General features: G+C 41.3%; 13 protein-coding genes and 1 pseudogene. 11 read left to right on the forward strand and 3 right to left on the reverse strand.

All coding sequences use genetic code 11. The annotated features are described in order from the left end of the window. Nucleotides 1-108: 108 nt before the first annotated feature. Genes OM33_RS16275 through rimK form a run of 3 tightly spaced genes read right to left on the reverse strand, consistent with a single transcriptional unit; the run spans nucleotide 109 to nucleotide 2504 of the window. A complete protein-coding gene (locus OM33_RS16275) occupies nucleotides 109-546 on the reverse strand; it encodes an ATP-dependent zinc protease family protein (protein ID WP_040135108.1) in 438 nt (145 codons plus the stop codon). Next, a complete protein-coding gene (locus OM33_RS16280; protein ID WP_040135110.1) occupies nucleotides 543-1577 on the reverse strand; it encodes a succinylglutamate desuccinylase/aspartoacylase family protein in 1035 nt (344 codons plus the stop codon). Before OM33_RS16280 ends, OM33_RS16275 begins: the two co-directional genes overlap by 4 nt. Before the next feature lie 21 nt (nucleotides 1578-1598). Then, nucleotides 1599-2504, reverse strand: coding sequence for a 30S ribosomal protein S6--L-glutamate ligase (rimK, locus tag OM33_RS16285; protein WP_040136871.1), 906 nt, complete (start codon nucleotides 2502-2504; stop codon nucleotides 1599-1601). Between the two features lie 135 nt (nucleotides 2505-2639). On the opposite strand from rimK, the gene OM33_RS16290 reads away from it, so the two are divergent. The 11 genes and pseudogenes from OM33_RS16290 to OM33_RS16335 all read left to right on the forward strand — a co-directional run bounded on the left by OM33_RS16290 (nucleotide 2640) and on the right by OM33_RS16335 (nucleotide 17563). After that, nucleotides 2640-3482 (forward strand): LysR family transcriptional regulator, encoded by an 843-nt coding sequence (locus OM33_RS16290; RefSeq protein ID WP_040135112.1) that lies wholly within the window; start codon nucleotides 2640-2642, stop codon nucleotides 3480-3482. A 183-nt stretch (nucleotides 3483-3665) separates the two neighbouring features. Then, nucleotides 3666-3848: a hypothetical protein gene (locus OM33_RS16295; RefSeq protein WP_040135113.1), complete on the forward strand. Its 183-nt coding sequence runs from the start codon at nucleotides 3666-3668 to the stop codon at nucleotides 3846-3848. Between the two features lie 507 nt (nucleotides 3849-4355). Further along, nucleotides 4356-4727: pseudogene (locus tag OM33_RS23070) on the forward strand (methyl-accepting chemotaxis protein); the annotation flags it as partial. A 93-nt stretch (nucleotides 4728-4820) separates the two neighbouring features. After that, complete coding sequence (locus OM33_RS23075) at nucleotides 4821-5183, forward strand: CZB domain-containing protein (RefSeq protein WP_407681063.1); 363 nt, start codon at nucleotides 4821-4823, stop codon at nucleotides 5181-5183. Nucleotides 5184-5559: 376 nt separating this feature from the next. Next, complete coding sequence (locus tag OM33_RS16305; RefSeq protein WP_040135115.1) at nucleotides 5560-5859, forward strand: isoamylase early set domain-containing protein; 300 nt, start codon at nucleotides 5560-5562, stop codon at nucleotides 5857-5859. Nucleotides 5860-5864: 5 nt separating this feature from the next. Next, nucleotides 5865-7871, forward strand: coding sequence for a 4-alpha-glucanotransferase (malQ, locus tag OM33_RS16310; RefSeq protein WP_052141106.1), 2007 nt, complete (start codon nucleotides 5865-5867; stop codon nucleotides 7869-7871). Continuing rightward, the gene (gene glgB / locus OM33_RS16315; protein ID WP_052141107.1) at nucleotides 7858-10056 is read left to right on the forward strand and encodes a 1,4-alpha-glucan branching protein GlgB; all 2199 of its coding nucleotides are present in this window, start codon (nucleotides 7858-7860) and stop codon (nucleotides 10054-10056) included. The genes malQ and glgB overlap by 14 nt, the downstream gene beginning before the upstream one ends. A 2-nt stretch (nucleotides 10057-10058) precedes the next feature. Beyond that, nucleotides 10059-12182 carry a glycogen debranching protein GlgX gene (gene glgX, locus OM33_RS16320; protein ID WP_040135119.1) on the forward strand — a complete coding sequence of 708 codons (2124 nt, stop codon included), beginning with the start codon at nucleotides 10059-10061 and terminating at the stop codon, nucleotides 12180-12182. A gap of 1 nt (nucleotide 12183) precedes the next feature. Next, nucleotides 12184-14694 (forward strand): glycogen/starch/alpha-glucan phosphorylase, encoded by a 2511-nt coding sequence (locus OM33_RS16325; protein ID WP_040135120.1) that lies wholly within the window; start codon nucleotides 12184-12186, stop codon nucleotides 14692-14694. Then, a complete protein-coding gene (gene glgC, locus OM33_RS16330; RefSeq protein ID WP_040135123.1) occupies nucleotides 14687-16006 on the forward strand; it encodes a glucose-1-phosphate adenylyltransferase in 1320 nt (439 codons plus the stop codon). The genes OM33_RS16325 and glgC overlap by 8 nt, the downstream gene beginning before the upstream one ends. Before the next feature lie 9 nt (nucleotides 16007-16015). Next, nucleotides 16016-17563, forward strand: a complete 1548-nt coding sequence (locus tag OM33_RS16335; RefSeq protein WP_040135124.1) for a glycogen synthase — start codon at nucleotides 16016-16018, stop codon at nucleotides 17561-17563. Nucleotides 17564-17604 lie beyond the last annotated feature (41 nt).

Consider the following 17604-nt stretch of genomic DNA (forward strand, 5'->3'; position numbering starts at 1 on the left):
TTTCCTCTGTTATTCGTTTTTTTTTGAGAATATGGCTGCAAAAATGCGTTGTTTCTACTCACAATTTTCAGCCATTGACAGCAAAGGGGTTTTACTTATATTTCGACTTTAAAGTTCCGTTTGCGACGCAACAAAGCCATTTGCCGGATCGATATAAAAATGATCGCCCATTGCTTGTCGTCCTAACAACATAAGATACGTCATATCTGATCGATCTGTTAAAGTGATTTCGATATGCCACTTGTGATTTCCCAAAATAGCGGGTGTTTTAATGACATAACGTTGTTCACTCATACCATTTGATGATTTCACTTTACGAATGTCATGCAAAATAGCCGTACAGCGCACCGTTTTTTCGACATTGTGTATCTCTGGGTGAATGTCAAACGAAACCGCAGGCTTTTTATCAAGCTTTGTGCGCTGAATATTATCCACGTGTAATGATGATGTTTGTGCACCTGTATCAACACGAACCGTCATTTGCGTAATGCCCAAATCGGGTAGGTCAATGTTTTCTACATGACCGATTATGATTCTCTCACTCATAGCAATCCCTCACTGCTTTCAATATGGTTTACCAACTCTTCTTCGACACTACCAATATGTTCTGCAATTTCCTCATCGTCTTCTTTAAAGTAGGCAATGTGGTACATGGCCTCGCCTTCTTGAACTAAAGGAATGTTTTGTTTTCCGATGATCACACCACTTTTATTGGCAAGTACTTCGGTCAGTATCTCACCATATGGACTGCCTATTTCGGCAAGCACTTGGCCTTTTTTAACTTGATCGCCCAAATTAAATAAGTGAGTGACAATACCACTACTGGTGGCCCGTACCCAGCCACTGTTATTTGCAACAAACTGCGTCACGGTTTTCTTACGCGCTCTGCCTTTTGGTGTCATTTTTAAATGACGTAATACATTTACAATACCCTTGATGCCAGCTCGAATCGAAAACTCATCAAAGCGTAGGGCTTCACCAGCCTCATAAAGCAGTACTTTTGTGCCATTATCTACCGCGGCATCGCGCAGAGAGCCGTCGATAATTTCCGAATTTAAGATGACTGGTGCGCCAAATGCATTTGCAAGTGCAAGCGTTTCTTCATCTGCCAACTGTGCGCGGATCTGTGGTAGATTCGAACGGTGAATGGCACCAGTATGTAAATCAATTCCGTAGTCGCAATGGCTTACGATTTCTTTCAAGAAAATATTCGCTACACGTGCTGCTAATGAACCTTTTGCAGAGCCCGGAAAGCTGCGGTTTAAATCGCGTCTATCTGGCATGTAACGGCTTTGGTTTATTACTCCATACACATTCACCATTGGCACTGCGATTAATGTACCTGCGGAAATTTTAAATCCTTTTAGGTTCATCAAACGTCTGATGATTTCAATGCCATTGAGCTCGTCACCATGAACCGCAGCACTGATAAACATGGTTGGGCCCGGTTTTTTACCGCGAATAATATGCACTGGTAAATGCACTTCGGCATCGGTATAGAGTTTTGCCACTGGCAAATCGATTTTTTTCGTTTCGCCAGGCAAAATGGTGTGTTCACCAATAATCAATTTGTCCATCGTTATACGCTAACCTTTTAATTAACCTTGACCTTTGGTCTTATTCGTAGCTGACTTTGATGTTTTTTCAATAAACTCAATCAGTTTACCTGCAACATCAAGCCCTGTAGCACTTTCAATACCTTCAAGGCCGGGTGATGAATTTACTTCCATTACCATTGGACCATTATGTGAGCGAAGTAAATCGACACCACAGAAATTAAGGCCCATTACTTTTGCTGCGTTAACAGCTGTTGCGCGCTCTTCTTTTGTGAGTTTTACAAGTTCAGCACTGCCACCACGATGCAGGTTTGAACGAAACTCGCCCTCTGCACCTTGGCGCTTCATTGCAGCCACAACTTTGCCACCAACAACCAAGCAACGAATGTCTGCACCACCGGCTTCTTTGATGTATTCTTGCACCAAGATGTTTGCTTTTAAGCCCATAAATGCTTCGATGATGCTTTCAGCAGCTTTCGCTGTATCAGCTAATACCACCCCAATACCCTGCGTACCTTCTAGTAATTTAATCACTAATGGCGCACCACCAACATTTTTGATTAAGTCTTTAATGTTGTCTGGTTTACTCGCAAATCCAGTGCGCGGTAAGCCAATACCTTTACGCGATAAAAGTTGTAATGAACGAAGCTTATCGCGAGAACGGCTGATTGCCACTGACTCGTTTACATTAAAGGTGCCCATCATTTCAAACTGTCTTGCAACTGCGGTTCCGTAAAAGGTAACTGATGCACCAATACGTGGAATAATCGCATCGTATTTAGGTAATTCTTTACCATGGTAGCGCACAGCAGGTCGACTGCTGGTGATGTCCATGTAGCAGTGAAGTGTGTCAATAACATCTACTTCATGACCACGTGCAATGCCAGCCTCTTTAAGGCGGCGTGTTGAATATAAGTTTTCGTTTCTAGATAAAATAGCAATTTTCACAATTTGGCTCCCAATCGGTTCTTTATTGCCCATCCATAATTTATGTTTGCAAAGTTAGTTGATAATTTTTAAAAATAAAAACAAAATAAAATATGTTGTTTAATAGAAAAAATTTATCAAACAGGCGCTTTTTGTATGAAAATCGATCTTTTAACCACGTTTTTAGAAGTAAGTCGTACATTACATGTACGGGTTGCAGCGGATAATTTATACCTAACACAAGCTGCCATTAGTAGCCGAATCAAATTGTTGGAAGAAGAGCTTGGCGTCCAACTATTTGACCGTACACAAAAAAGGTTAAAACTTACAGCAGAAGGGCATCGCTTGGTGAAACACGCCAATGAAATGATCTTAATGTGGCAAAAACTTAAGCAAGATGTTGGTGTTGCCCAATCAAATTCATCGCAATTATCGGTGGGTTCAATGATTTCAATTTGGGATATTATCCTCCAAGATTGGCTGCAGAAAATTCACCGAAATCTTGATGATGTGCACTTGTTTACGCATACATTCTCGCCGTTAGAGCTTCGAAAACAAGTAATTAGTCGTTTGATAGACATTGCTTTTTTATTTGAACCACCGTTTGTCGAAGACATTGTTAATGAAAAAGTTGCGACTGTGCCATTACAGCTAGTCTCGACTGAAAAAGGCATTAAACAAGACGAGGTAGATAATATGGTGATGGTTGAATACGGTGAATCGGTTAATAGCCAGATCCTGCGAGATTACAGTGAAACAAATGCGATTCGCCATCATATGAATCAACCTAAAATAGCGATGAATTTTATTCTCGAAGCGGGTGGCTGTGCTTATTTGCCTAAGCAGATATGTTTTGAACCAATGCGCAAAGGCAAGCTGTATCGCGTTGAAGGGGCACCAGAATATAGTCGTGATATTTACGCTATTTATCTCGATAAAAGTAGTAAAAGGCAATTAATAGAAGATGCCTTGTTTCTATTTCCATACATGCGGAAGTAATCGAATTAATAAAAAATATTATTCGATATTGATTTTTTGATAATTTAAATTTATTAACGTAGTTTTTTTGTGTGTTTAATGCGCAATTAAATTTAAATAAGCGCTTCATCAATGTGCTTTTTAATATGCGGATCTCATTATTTTATTCAATAATTAATGAAACTAAGCGTTACTTTAAGCATCATGAATATACAAAAAATTCGTCACATTGGGATCTTTACCGATTCAGACAATGTGACAGCTTGGCTCTCGTGTTCACTTAAATTGACAACGCTATTAGTTGACACTGTATCCATCATTAAAAAAGCGGATCAAGCAGTTTACCTTGCCAAAGAAATTGAAGGAACGAGCTTTGTGATTGTGTAAAGGTGTTTTTATTTATTGCTCTCGTCTAAAGTTACATAGCAAAGATATTTAAAATCAATCACAAATAAATCGAGAGTTTCTGCTATTGGCCGATACGTTTGTGTTCAGTGTAGAGCACTATGATGACAGTTTATTGCTAAATACCGTATTAGTAAGAGGTGTTCTAGCATTACCTATTTATATAAACAGAGGTGTTTAATGTTCTTTAATTGGGTGAACAAAAGTGAGCTTGAAAAATTACAACAAGAAAACCAAAGCTTACAACAAGAAAATTTTAAATTACGCCAAGCCCTTGAGCAAACAGAACAAGAGAAAATAAGTATTTCAGGCGACATTGATAAACTCTCAGCAAGAGAGCAACATCAAGAATCAATGTGTAAATTAACCCTGCAATCGGGTGAGCTGCTCAGTCAAATTAGAGAAAGTTTAGCGGCGTCTTCTACGGAACTCATTGCCCACAGAGATGACTTTAAAGCGTCACAACAATTATTTGATCAAATAAAAGATATGCTTGAGTCAACGATTAGTGCCACTTCTATTATTTCTAATGATTCCCAACAAGCGTCTACCTCTGTCAATGAGCTCAATGAAGTAACCAAAGGTATTAATGAGTTTGTTAACATTATCAAAGGAATATCCGATCAAACTAATTTGCTCGCACTCAACGCAGCTATTGAAGCTGCTCGTGCAGGTGAGCAGGGCCGTGGCTTTGCGGTTGTGGCAGACGAAGTAAGAACACTAGCGCAACGCTCTGCAGAGGCATCTAACGAAATTTCAGTATTAATTGAACAAGTTAATAATCAGATGAAAGACGTGGTTACTAGCATTAGCGGTGTAGGTGAGAAAAGTATAAAAATAAACGACAGTACAGCGAGTATTGATAAAACCGCAAATCGAATCGTTGAATTTTCTCAAAATATGTACACAGTGATTACTAACTCTACTTCAGACGCCTTCTTACAAACCGTTAAAATGGACCATGTTGTGTGGAAAATGGATGTGTACCGGGTGATGTTAGGATTATCCAACAAGTCTCCCGAGGATTTTGCTGATCATACAATGTGTCGATTAGGTAAGTGGTATTATGAGGGTGAAGGAAACAACAAATACACAAGTTTTTCCGCTTTCAAAAAGCTTGAAAAACCACATGCTGAAGTTCATAGAAATGGTTTAGCCGCTTTAAATGCAAATCTTGAAGGCGATAAACAAACTGCTGCACATCATCTTGCACTTATGGAAGCAGCAAGCTTTGAAGTTGTGGAACAATTATCCCAGTTATCACACCAAATAGCCGGTGAAGTCAGCTTATCTAAAAACCATACCGAGTTATTTTAAATGTAATAGCGGATTAAGTTACTTTCTATCTATTAGAGGGTAACTTTTTATTTTTCATTTTTTAGAAAATCAAAATACCAAAACTCTCTCACCTCCTTACTTTTAGTGAATGCAATTGCATGAAATTAATTCACATTCGCATTAATTTAATTCGCTTGTACCTTTTTCAATAGATTCTATACTCATTTGGCTTATATTTTGCGTTAAAAGGATATATGGCGAATATTTAGTGTCAATTCGTGAGATTTGCATCATAAAAGTGCATAAATAGTTTTTTCTGCACTGTCACGAAGCGTAAATATTCCTATGTTTAGATAATCACAGTTATGCGCTAGGCAGTTTGAAGCGTGTTAGTTAAATGGAAAGGAAAGGCACAATGTTAACTAAACGATTTTTTAAGACCAAGCAAGAAGCAGAAGTAACATTTGAATTCGCAGCTGAAGCAGATACGCAAGTATCATTGGCGGGTGAGTTTAACGATTGGCAGCCAGTGTCAATGAAGTACGTTAAAAAGGATCAGGTTTTTCGTACTAAACTGCGCTTACCAATTGAGCAAGATTTTCAATTCAAATACTTAGTTAACGAGCAAGAATGGCAAAATGACCATGCTGCAGATCACTATTTACTAAACGAGTTTGGTACTGATAACTCAGTTGTTTCTACAGCGCGAGTTTAATTTGAGTGAATGCAGTAGAACAGCTCTGCTACCTACAAGGGGTAGCACTCGATTATGTTGATTATTACGGACAGCAAACACGTATCAGTGATGATGTAAGGCAACACATACTCAAAGCGTGTGGTCATGATGTTACTAATCAGCAAGCGATTCGCGAAACAAACTTTCGCCTTGATGCATTGCCTTGGAAAACACTCGTTAATGAGTTTCAAGTAACGTCAACTGAACATGCCTTGCTAAAGGTGCGTGCGCAGAGTTACGAGCCAAACAAACACCTTGAAATTGTTATTTTACAAGGTGGTAATGCGTTTTGCCGTTTGGCAGTCGATCTCTCAGAGAGCATTGAAGTAGGTAACTATGTTATTGATGATGTGCGTTACTCAGAGTATCAGATTGACTTACCGGCACTTGAAGCAAACTACTATCAAGTTGAAGTTGTTTTCACTTCACAAATTTCAAAAGCTCAAAGATCAAATGCGACATTAGCTGTGGCACCACCCAGTTGTTTTTCATTAAATGAAAGTCAAAGACCGTGGGGAATTTCGTGTCAGCTTTATACTTTGCGAGATAAGCGTGAAAGTGGTTTTGGTGATTTTTCATCTTTAAAAGAATTGGTTCAGCGAAGCAGTGAGAAAGGGGCGGATTACATTTTGTTAAACCCCTTGCATAAGCTGTTTGCAAAAGAACCTGAAAGAGCGAGTCCATATAGTCCAAACGACCGTAACCAAATCAACCCGCTTTATATCAGCCCACGTCTGTGTATTGATTACAGCTTGCCTAATGGTGAATACCGCAGTGAGCAGCCATTTATTGACTACAGTGAGGCTACGCAACACAAGTATCAATGCTTTAAGGTAATGTACCTTAATTTTTGTGAGCTTGAGTTAGCCAAAAACACCGACAGGGCTGTTGATTTTGAGCAGTTTGTTGAGTGCCATGCTGACTGGCAAATTTCACAGTATGAGTACTATTTACAGTGGGTTGCTAAGGAGCAATTAGGTTATTGCCAGCGCTACGCAAAATCAAAAGGTATGAAAATAGGGTTAATCCTTGATTTAGCGGTGGGCTGCACCCGTGATGGTGAAGAATATGCTCGCAATCGCTCGCTGTTTGTGCAGCACGCCAACATTGGTGCACCACCCGATCCTTGGGCGCGTGATGGTCAAGATTGGGGTTTAGCGGTGCAAGATCCTGTTAAGTTAAAAGCCTCTCACTACTCACATTTTATTGCCTTAATTCGTGCAAATATGATTGCGGGTGGTTTGCGCATTGATCATGTTATGGGACTACTGCGCTTGTGGTGGTGTATTAGTGTAAATAACAATCCCGAAGGGTGTTATGTCTATTACCCCTTTCAGGAACTGTTGGCTATTTTGTGCCTAGAAAGCCATCTCAATCAATGCTTAGTAATTGGCGAAGATTTGGGGGTTGTACCTGATCAAATTAAACATGATTTAGATGCAGCACACGTCTATGGCAATGATATTTTCTATTTTGAAAAAAACGCTGAAGGACAGTTTTTATCACCCAAAGAGCATCGAAAACATGCCCTTTTGATGGTTGCCAACCACGATGTCGCGCCATTTTATGCATGGTGGCAAAAGCTTGATATAGACACTCGAGCTAAATACCAACTTTACTCAAATGATGCGCAATATGGTTTCGATTTAACGCAACGCGAACATGACAAGCACGCACTGATTAACTGGTTAAAAGAAGCAAATGAAATGCCTGTTAAAAATGATGCAGAGAGTATTTATCGTGCAGTTGTACTCACACTTGCAACCACAAAGGCACAATTTTTATGCCTTCAACTGGATGACTTAAGTGGTGAAACCCTTGCCGTTAATATCCCAGGAACCGACCAAGAATACCCCAACTGGCGACGTCGCTTATCTTGCTCTTTAGCGCACATTTTTGGCCCACTCAGTAGTGAAGAGCAAGCAATCAATGTTGAAAACAGACGTTTTTGGCAGCTATTAAATGCTAGGAGAGATCATGTCAGTAGCTAATTTAGTTTCACTTAGCCAGCTAAATGAAGAACAACAATCCTTAGAAAAAGCGCATTCATTACAACGTGCAGATTTTATTAATGCGTTTAGCTTTTTGGGTAAGCACGTTATTAACCAAGAATTATCGATTGTACGTTGCTTTATACCAGGTGCGAAGAAGGTGTCAGTGTGCGCCAATAAGCAGTTGTTGAAAATGGAGCAACTGCAGCAGACAGGCCTTTTTCAACTGGTCGTTAGTAACAACAAGGTACCAGAGCCAATTCAGCTGGATATTGATTTCGGTGACTGCCAGGTGCAGCGTTTTTTACCCTATAGCTTTGCATCTACCCTCGATGATGATGCTATGTATTTATTTAATCAGGGAACACTTGCCCATGGTTATCGCCATTTTGGCGCGCATGTGATTACTCATCAAGGCATTAAAGGTACCCGTTTTACAGTATGGGCGCCTAATGCGAAGTCTGTTTCAGTAATTGGTGATTTTAATCATTGGGATGCGAGCTGTTACCCAATGCGTTTTCACCCAGCTTCAGGCGTATGGGAAATTTTTATTGCAGAAGATTTGTCGGGCAAACACTACAAATACTCGCTTTTAACCGAGCATAATCAGCGTATTGAAAAAGCAGATCCATTTGCCATGCAAATGCAATTACCGCCTCATACCGCTTCTCAAGTTGCAAGCTTGCCACAAAATCATCAGCCAATAGCACTTATCAATCAATTTAACCAAGCGATCAGCATTTATGAAGTGCACTTAGGGTCTTGGCGTCGCAATGTTGAACAGGGCAATGGATATTTAAATTATACCGAGTTAGCAGAACAGTTAATTCCATACGTGTTAGATCTTGGTTTTACTCATATTCAGTTAATGCCAATTAGCGAATTTCCATTTGATGGCTCTTGGGGATATCAACCTGTGGGCTTATTTGCTCCAACCAGTCGCTTTGGTGATATTAATGCGTTTTCCGAGTTTATTGGCAAAATAAAAGCGGCAGGCATAGGTGTATTAATTGACTGGGTACCGGGACATTTCCCAAATGATCCCCATGGCTTGGCAATGTTTGATGGTACTCACTTATATGAACACGCCGACAAGCGTCAGGGGTATCATCCTGATTGGAATACACATATTTATAATTATGATCGCGCTGAAGTACGCAGCTTTTTGCTGTCAAATGCAACCTATTGGTTAAATGAATTTGGTATTGATGGGCTCCGCGTTGATGCTGTGGCGTCTATGCTTTATCTCGATTACAGCCGTAAAGAGGGCGAGTGGGTACCTAATTGTTTTGGTGGTCGCGAAAATCTCGGGGCGATTAGTTTGCTTCAGCAGATCAATGCCACTGTGTATGGTGAGAATCCAAATATTGTCACCATTGCCGAAGAGTCAACTGCCTGGCCGGGTGTCACCAAACCAACAGACCAATCAGGGCTTGGCTTCGGTTTTAAATGGAATATGGGCTGGATGAACGATAGCCTGGAGTATATTAAAAAAGACCCACTTTATCGTCGTCATCACCACAACGAAATGACCTTTTCGTTAGTATATGCCTTTAGTGAAAATTACATATTACCGCTGTCCCATGACGAAGTCGTTCATGGCAAGGGATCCCTAATTAATAAAATGCCTGGAGATGATTGGCAAAAATTTGCAAATCTACGCGCATTTTATGGCTTTATGTGGGCACATCCAGGCAAAAAGCTGTTGTTTATGGGGGGGGAGTTTGCGCAATACCATGAGTGGGATCACGATTTTAGCTTGGATTGGCATTTACTTGATGAAGCAAAGCATCAAGGTGTTTACACCCTTATTAAATCATTGAATAGCCTCTACAAAGCCTATCCTGCATTTTATGAAATGGATAATAGCGGTGAAGGCTTTCGTTGGATTGATGGTGGCAATGCTGAGCAAAGCGTATTTAGCTTTGTGCGACAAAGTGGCGAACAGTCAAAGGTCATTGCAATATGTAATTTTACCCCTGAAGTACGCACACAGTTTAAATTGGGCGTGCCCAACGCGAAACGCTACAAATTAGTGCTCAATACAGACGATATTCAATTTGGCGGTAGCGGTGTGCCGGTTGAAACAGACATTGCTGTGCTAAATGAAGCAAATCATGGCTTTGAAAACAGCATTTCGCTCACTTTGGCACCATTAGCTACCTATTATTTGGTGGAGAAATAGCCGTGTCAGCGCGCTTTGCTATTCGCCCTGGCAGTACCTCGCCACTTGGTTCAACACCGAGTGAAAATGGTACTAATTTCGCTATTTTTTCAGAGCGTGCCAGTAAAGTTGAATTGTGTCTATTTGATCAAAGTGGTCACAATGAAATTGCGCGCATCCCACTTTATCGCGATGAACAAGGTATTTGGCATATTTTTATACGTGGCGTGGGGCAAGGGCAGCTTTATGGTTATCGGGTTTATGGCAACTACAACCCAAAAAAAGGGGAATACTTTAACCCCAATAAGCTGCTGTTAGATCCGTATGCCAAATCACTGTTTGGCGAGTTTAATTGGGGTAATTCCCACAAATCAGACGACGCTTTTAGACAGCTTGATTCAGCAAGTGATATGCCTAAATGTAAAGTGGTGTCATTACCACACTATGAAGGTATCAAACCCAATATTCCATGGCATAAAACGGTGATTTATGAATGCCATGTTAAAGGCGCTACTCAATTATATAGGTCAATTCCTGAAGAGTTACGGGGTACTTACTTGGGCTTGGCACATCCTAACTTTATTTGGCATTTAAAAAGTTTAGGGGTGACGGCCATTGAGCTATTACCTGTCCATAGCTTTATTAGTGAAGCTTTTTTGCCAGAGCGAGAGCTCAGTAATTATTGGGGATATAACACACTTAACTTCTTCACGCCGCATTTAGCCTATACCCACACTAAGCAAGAACAAGAATTTCAGCAAATGGTGTCAGTGCTTCATGAAGCTGGCATTGAAGTGATTATCGATGTGGTGTTTAACCACACAGCAGAAGGTAATGAACAAGGGCCAACTTTGTCACTACGCGGTATTGATAATCAAGCTTACTACCGCTTGCAGCAAGATAACTTTGCTTATTATGTTAATGATACGGGCTGTGGCAATACCTTGAATATTTCACACCCGAAAAGCTTACAACTGGTAATGGATAGCCTGCGACATTGGGTGCAAGTGTATGGCGTTGATGGCTTTCGCTTTGATTTAGCAAGTATTTTAGGGCGCGATCAAGATGGCTTTAAGAAGCATCACACCTTTTTTCAGACCCTTGCCCAAGATCCAATATTAAAAGGCATTAAATTGATTGCTGAGCCTTGGGACCTTGCCATCGATGGTTATCAACTTGGTAATTACGTAGCGCCTTGGCGCGAGTGGAATGACCAATACCGTGATACTGTGCGCAGCTTCTGGCGGGGTGATATGAGTATGTTGCCTGGCTTTGCTCGCTTTTTTCATGGTTCCAGCCACTTATTTGAGAAAAAAGGACGTTCGGTCACATCAAGCATCAATTTTATCACCGCCCATGATGGTTTCACGCTAGCTGATTTAGTCAGTTACAACAACAAACACAACTTAGCTAACAAAGAAGATAATCGTGACGGGCATGATCACAACCGTTCTTATAATTGGGGTGCGGAAGGGGTTACCGATGATAGCGATATTGCTGCATTGCGTATGCGCGCACAAAAGAATTTCCTACTCACATTGTGTTTATCAAGTGGTGTGCCTATGTTGTCCGCAGGCAGTGAGGTGTCACATTCACAAGGTGGCAACAATAATGCCTATTGCCAAGATAATGAAATTAGCTGGATCAATTGGCAAATTGATAAAAATACGGATATTCAACAACATGCGCTTTATCAGTTCATTAGTCGCGCCTTAAAGTTGCGCAGCGAGTTCTCGTTATACCGGCAAAATCATTTTATTCACGATGATGATCCGCGCTTTAGTGTGACATGGTTAAACGAGCATGGTGCCCTCATGCAAGATAGCGATTGGCATAATGCAGAGGGTCATTGCCTTGGCTATTTAATGGAAGATATCCAAGATGATAAGGCACTTTTACTGTTATTTAATGCGTCCAGCAAAAATGTGATGTTTCAACTGCCTTCGCAAGAAGCGCATCACTGCTGGCGAATTCGCCTTTATACCTTTTCAAATGAGCGCGATGACGAATGCTTAGCTCCGGGCCAAACCCTGCTGCTAAATAGTCACAGTGCTTGGGTTCTTTCCAGCCATATCAAAATGCCTGCTAGCAAGCAGGAAAGTGAAGATGCTTCCCAAACGTTCAATTTAACTAAGCAAGGAGTTTAGTGTGAACAAAAAAACTAATTTAGCGAAAAAGAAAACCCCGATTTCAGCCAGTGTGATTGAAAACTCTGACTTGAGTGAAGACTTATATCGCCACTTTTACTACACATTAGGACGTGACCAAGTCAATAAATCACAACGTTATTTATACCAAGCATTAGCGCTGACTATTCGCGATAGGCTGGTCGCAAAATGCCGCGCGACAAATCAACATCGTGAGACTACGCCGCACAAACAGGTGGCGTATTTATCGCTTGAGTTTTTAATGGGCCGGGCACTTAACAATGCAATATTGAACTTAGATTTAGCACCTCAAGTCACCCAAGCGTTAACGCATTATGGCAGTGAATTAGAGCAAGTTGCCGCTGCTGAACATGATGCAGGGCTTGGCAATGGCGGTTTAGGCCGTTTGGCTGCGTGTTTTTTAGATAGCTGTGCGACGTTAAAATTACCCGTGGTAGGTTATGGGTTGCGCTACGAATATGGCATGTTCAATCAATCGCTCGAACAAGGACGTCAAATAGAGCAGCCCGATCACTGGCTACATGAAGGCCACCCGTGGGAAATCGCCGCACCTGAACAAAGTCAGCGGGTTAAGTTCTTCGGCCATGTGGAAGTGTATAAAGACAAAAATGGCCGTGAACATCGTGTTTGGGTAAATACGCAAGATGTACTTGCTGTACCTTACGATGTGCCTATTCCTGGCTACCGTAATGACGTTGTAAATCGCCTACGCCTTTGGAAAAGCGAAGCAACTGAAGAGTTTGATTTAAGTGAATTTAATGCCGGAAGTTATCCTGAAGCTGTGGCGAAAAAGAACCAGGCTGAACAAATCACCATGGTGCTTTACCCGAACGATGCCAGCGAAAATGGTAAAGAGCTGCGTTTACGTCAGCAATACTTTTTATCAAGCGCAACACTGCAAGATATTATTGCAAAATGGGTTAAACAATACGGTGAAGACTTTCATAACTTCCCGAAATTTCATGTTTTTCAATTAAACGATACACACCCGAGTATTGCCGTTGCTGAGTTGATGCGCATCTTACTTGATGATTATCAGCTAGATTGGGATAAAGCCTGGCAAATTACCTCAAGTACCATGGCGTACACCAATCATACCTTGCTGCCTGAAGCGCTAGAAAAATGGCCTGTTAGGCTATTTGAACGTTTATTACCGCGCTTGTTAGAGATCATTTATGAAATTAATGCCCGTTTTTTACAGCAAGTAGCAACCTGTTGGCCGGGCGATACGCAAAAGCAGCGTGATATGTCACTGATTGAAGAAGGCCCAGAACCTAAAGTGCGCATGGCGTATTTAGCGATTGTTGGTTCTTACTCGGTGAACGGGGTGGCGGCGCTGCATACTGAATTATTAACAAATGGCCTATTTAAAGATTTTTATGCCCTTTGGCCAGAGCGTTTTAACAACAAAACCAATGGTGTGACGCCAAGACGCTGGCTGTCGCACTGCAACCCTAAATTAGCGAATCTCATTAACCAACAGATTGGTGATGAGTGGGTAAGTGACTTCAGTAAGGTGAATGCGTTACGCGCAAAATTTGATAATAAGTCTCTGCATAAACAATGGCAGCAAGTAAAGCTTGATAACAAACAAGCGCTGGTGGATTTAGTGAAGCGTGAAACCGGCGTTGAGTTTGATGCGACTATGCTGTTCGATGTGCAAGTAAAGCGCATTCATGAATATAAACGTCAGTTGCTTAATATTTTGCATGTTATTCATTTATATGAGCGTATTCGAGAAGGGGAACTTGAAGGCTTTACACCACGCTGTGTGCTATTTGGTGGCAAAGCAGCGCCGGGCTATTTTATGGCGAAACTCACTATTCGTTTAATCAATCATGTGGCAGACGCCATTAACAATGACCCTGTCGCGAAACCCTATTTACGGGTTGCTTTTTTACCTAACTACAATGTAACCGCCATGGAAACCATTTGCCCTGCGACCGATCTTTCTGAGCAAATCTCGACCACAGGCAAAGAAGCGTCAGGCACCGGTAATATGAAGTTTATGATGAATGGCGCACTGACTATTGGCACATTGGATGGCGCAAATATTGAAATTTCAGAAGCTGTTGGGCTTGATAACTTTTTCTTGTTTGGTGCTAAAGCAGAACAGCTTACGCAAATTCGTGAGCATTATAATCCAAATGAGATTATTGCTAATTCTCCCAATCTCTCAAGGGTTATGGGGTTATTAGAAAGTGGGCATTTTAACTTATTTGACCCAGACTTATTCCAGCCGCTGATTAATTCTATTCGTGATAATCATGATCAATGGTTAACCGCATATGACTTTGACAGCTATGTGAAAGCACAAGAAGACGCAGCAGCACTTTACCAAGATCAAAGCGCTTGGACTCAAAAAAGCATTTTAAATACGGCCGCATCAGGTATGTTTTCGAGCGACCGCACCATTAGCCAATACAACAATGATATTTGGCAAGTACAGGCAATCGAATTCAACAAGGCACAAGGAGAACGCAATGCCTAATTCCGCAAATCGTTATATTAGTAACCTTACCCGCGATACGTATGCACTTATATTGGCAGGTGGTCGAGGTTCACGTTTAAAAGAACTAACCGATTGGCGTGCCAAGCCTGCGGTGTATTTTGGTGGTAAATTTCGCATCATCGATTTTCCCCTGTCAAACTGCATTAACTCGGGCGTGCGTAAAGTGGGTATTGCGACACAATATAAGTCGCACAGCTTAATTCGCCACGTTAATCGTGCATGGGGTCACTTCAAAAAGGAACTCGGTGATTCAGTGGAGATTTTACCGGCATCACAGCGTTACAGTGACGATTGGTATTGCGGCACTGCCGATGCGGTTTATCAAAATATGGATATTATTCGTCATGACTTACCAAAATATGTGATGATTTTATCAGGCGATCATGTTTATCGTATGGATTATGGTGAGTTGATTGCTAAGCACGTAGAAACGGGCGCAGATATGACAGTATGTTGTTTAGAAGTGCCAGTGGAAGAAGCGGCAGGCGCGTTTGGTGTGATGGCTGTAAACAACGAAAAACGTGTTCAACGATTTGAAGAAAAACCAGCAAACCCTGCGCCATTACCAAATGATCCTACTAAATGTTTAGCGTCGATGGGTAATTACGTATTTAATACTGAGTTTTTGTTTGAACAATTGAAAAAAGACGCGCAAAACAGCTGTTCTGGCCGCGATTTTGGTCACGACATTATCCCATCTATCATTGAAGAGCATAATGTGTATGCGTATCCATTTAGAGATACCCGCCAAGGAGGCACACCGTACTGGCGTGATGTTGGTACGCTAGATTCGTTCTGGGAAGCCAATATGGAGTTAGTGTCACCAACACCTTCACTTGATTTATATGATAGAAATTGGCCAATTTGGACTTACCAAGAACAGTTACCGCCGGCTAAATTTATTTTTGATGACGAAACACGTCGCGGCATGGCAGTGGATTCAACGGTGTCAGGCGGTTGTATTATTTCGGGCTCAACAATCCGTAAATCGCTACTTTTCTCAAATGTGCATGTACATTCGTATTGTACGGTGGAAGAAGCAGTTATTTTACCGGGCGTGGTAATTAACCGAAATTGTGTGATTAAAAAAGCCATTATCGATCGCAGTTGTGTGGTACCAGAAGGGCTAAGCATTGGTGTTGACCACAAACAAGATGAAGCCAATGGCTTTAGAATCTCAAGTGGCGGTGTGGTTCTTGTTACCCGTGACATGATTGCTGCACTAACAAAAAAGTCGCAACAAGTGGATGCTAAAAACACCGAATCACAAAGCCAAGTAGCGATTGCATAAGAGGACACTATGCGAATTTTGATGTTAGCGGCTGAAAATGATTGTATTTCAGGCGCGAAAGTAGGCGGTGTTGCCGATGTAATTCGCGATGTGCCAAAGGCACTTGCAGAACATAATGTTAATGTAGACGTTGTGATCCCCGATTATGGCTATTACCACAGCCATTATCAGGGGGAGTGTGTTGCTGAAGTGAGTTTTTCATTTGCTCACCAGCAGCATAGTGCTTACTTATATAAGCTACATGCTATTTCAAGCGAAAAAGTAGCACAGTATGTAGTGGTTCATCCGCTATTTCAGCAAGCGGGGGAAAGCCGTGTTTATTGTCATGATGAAGATAATCGCCCTTTTGCCAAAGATGCCACTAAGTTTGCGCTCTTTTGTAATGTGATTGCCGAATGTATCCTACAAGGTCATCTCTCGGCTGATATTTTTCATTTGCATGATTGGCATGCTGCCACTTTATCGGTGCTATTAAAATTTGATTCACGCTACCGTGATTTTGCTAATACTAAGCTGGTATACACAGTTCATAATCTTGCGCTACAAGGTACACGACCTTTTAATGGCGATGATTCAAGTTTAGAAGCGTGGTTTCCAAGTCTTAGTTATGACGGCCAACAATTATGCGACCCGCGCTATCCGTTTTGTTATAACCCAATGCGCGCAGCGATTAGTTTGGTTGATAAAGTTCATTTTGTATCAGACAGTTATGCTGAAGAGGTTCTCTATGCCAGCGACCATCAAAATGGCATTTATGGTGGCGAAGGGCTGGAACAGGTACTTGCAGGAAATAGTGACAAATTGGTTGGTATTTTGAACGGGTGTGAATATAGCAATGAGCCAGAGCCTAAAGTCACGCTCGATTGCTTTTTACGCAGCAGTAAATCTTGCCTTAGAAACTGGATGAGTCGTTTTGAGCAATTAAAAACAGTGCATTACCTCGCTAATGAACAGATTACACTTTGGCAAGACAGCCCACAGTTCAAAGGCCCCATTGTGTCGAGTATTGGCCGATTAACCGAGCAAAAAGTACGCTTATTGCTTGAACGTGTTGACGGTGAACTCGTATTAAGCACACTGCTTTTAGCCTTAGAGCAAAAAGGTGGCCGCTTTATCATGCTAGGCAGTGGCGACAGCCACTACGAATTTCAATTAATGCAACTTATGGCAAAACATGGAAATTTCTTGTTTCTCAATGGCTATGGCCAAAGTTTGTCAGACGATCTTTATCTTTTAGGGGATATGTTTTTAATGCCGAGCTCGTTTGAACCTTGTGGCATTAGCCAAATGCTCGCACTAAAAGCAGGCCAACCTTGTATTGTACATGGTGTAGGCGGTTTAAAAGATACAGTTAAGCATAATGAAAATGGGTTTGTATTTGAGGGGGATACTATTAGTGAACAAGTAGTCTCATTGCAAAATGTGTTTAATGATGCGCTTAATTGTTATATGAACGAAAGTAGCCATTGGCAAACTATGATCAATACCGCAAAAGCCAGCCGCTTTAGTTGGCAAAGCAGTATCGAGCAGTATTTATCTAAGCTTTACAACTACTAATGTTATAAATAACAGTTAGTTGCATTGTTTAATTTAAATAT

The sequence above is a fragment of the Pseudoalteromonas piratica genome (assembly GCF_000788395.1).
GTDB lineage: Bacteria > Pseudomonadota > Gammaproteobacteria > Enterobacterales > Alteromonadaceae > Pseudoalteromonas > Pseudoalteromonas piratica.

Coding starts and splice junctions, on each gene's coding strand:
- OM33_RS23075 (WP_407681063.1), top strand. CDS start 4,821: ATGGACCATGTTGTGTGGAAAATGGATGTGTACCGGGTGATGTTAGGA.
- glgB (WP_052141107.1), top strand. CDS start 7,858: ATGTCAGTAGCTAATTTAGTTTCACTTAGCCAGCTAAATGAAGAACAA.
- OM33_RS16305 (WP_040135115.1), top strand. CDS start 5,560: ATGTTAACTAAACGATTTTTTAAGACCAAGCAAGAAGCAGAAGTAACA.
- glgC (WP_040135123.1), top strand. CDS start 14,687: ATGCCTAATTCCGCAAATCGTTATATTAGTAACCTTACCCGCGATACG.
- OM33_RS16335 (WP_040135124.1), top strand. CDS start 16,016: ATGCGAATTTTGATGTTAGCGGCTGAAAATGATTGTATTTCAGGCGCG.
- OM33_RS16280 (WP_040135110.1), bottom strand. CDS start 1,577: ATGGACAAATTGATTATTGGTGAACACACCATTTTGCCTGGCGAAACG.
- OM33_RS16275 (WP_040135108.1), bottom strand. CDS start 546: ATGAGTGAGAGAATCATAATCGGTCATGTAGAAAACATTGACCTACCC.
- OM33_RS16295 (WP_040135113.1), top strand. CDS start 3,666: ATGAATATACAAAAAATTCGTCACATTGGGATCTTTACCGATTCAGAC.
- OM33_RS16290 (WP_040135112.1), top strand. CDS start 2,640: ATGAAAATCGATCTTTTAACCACGTTTTTAGAAGTAAGTCGTACATTA.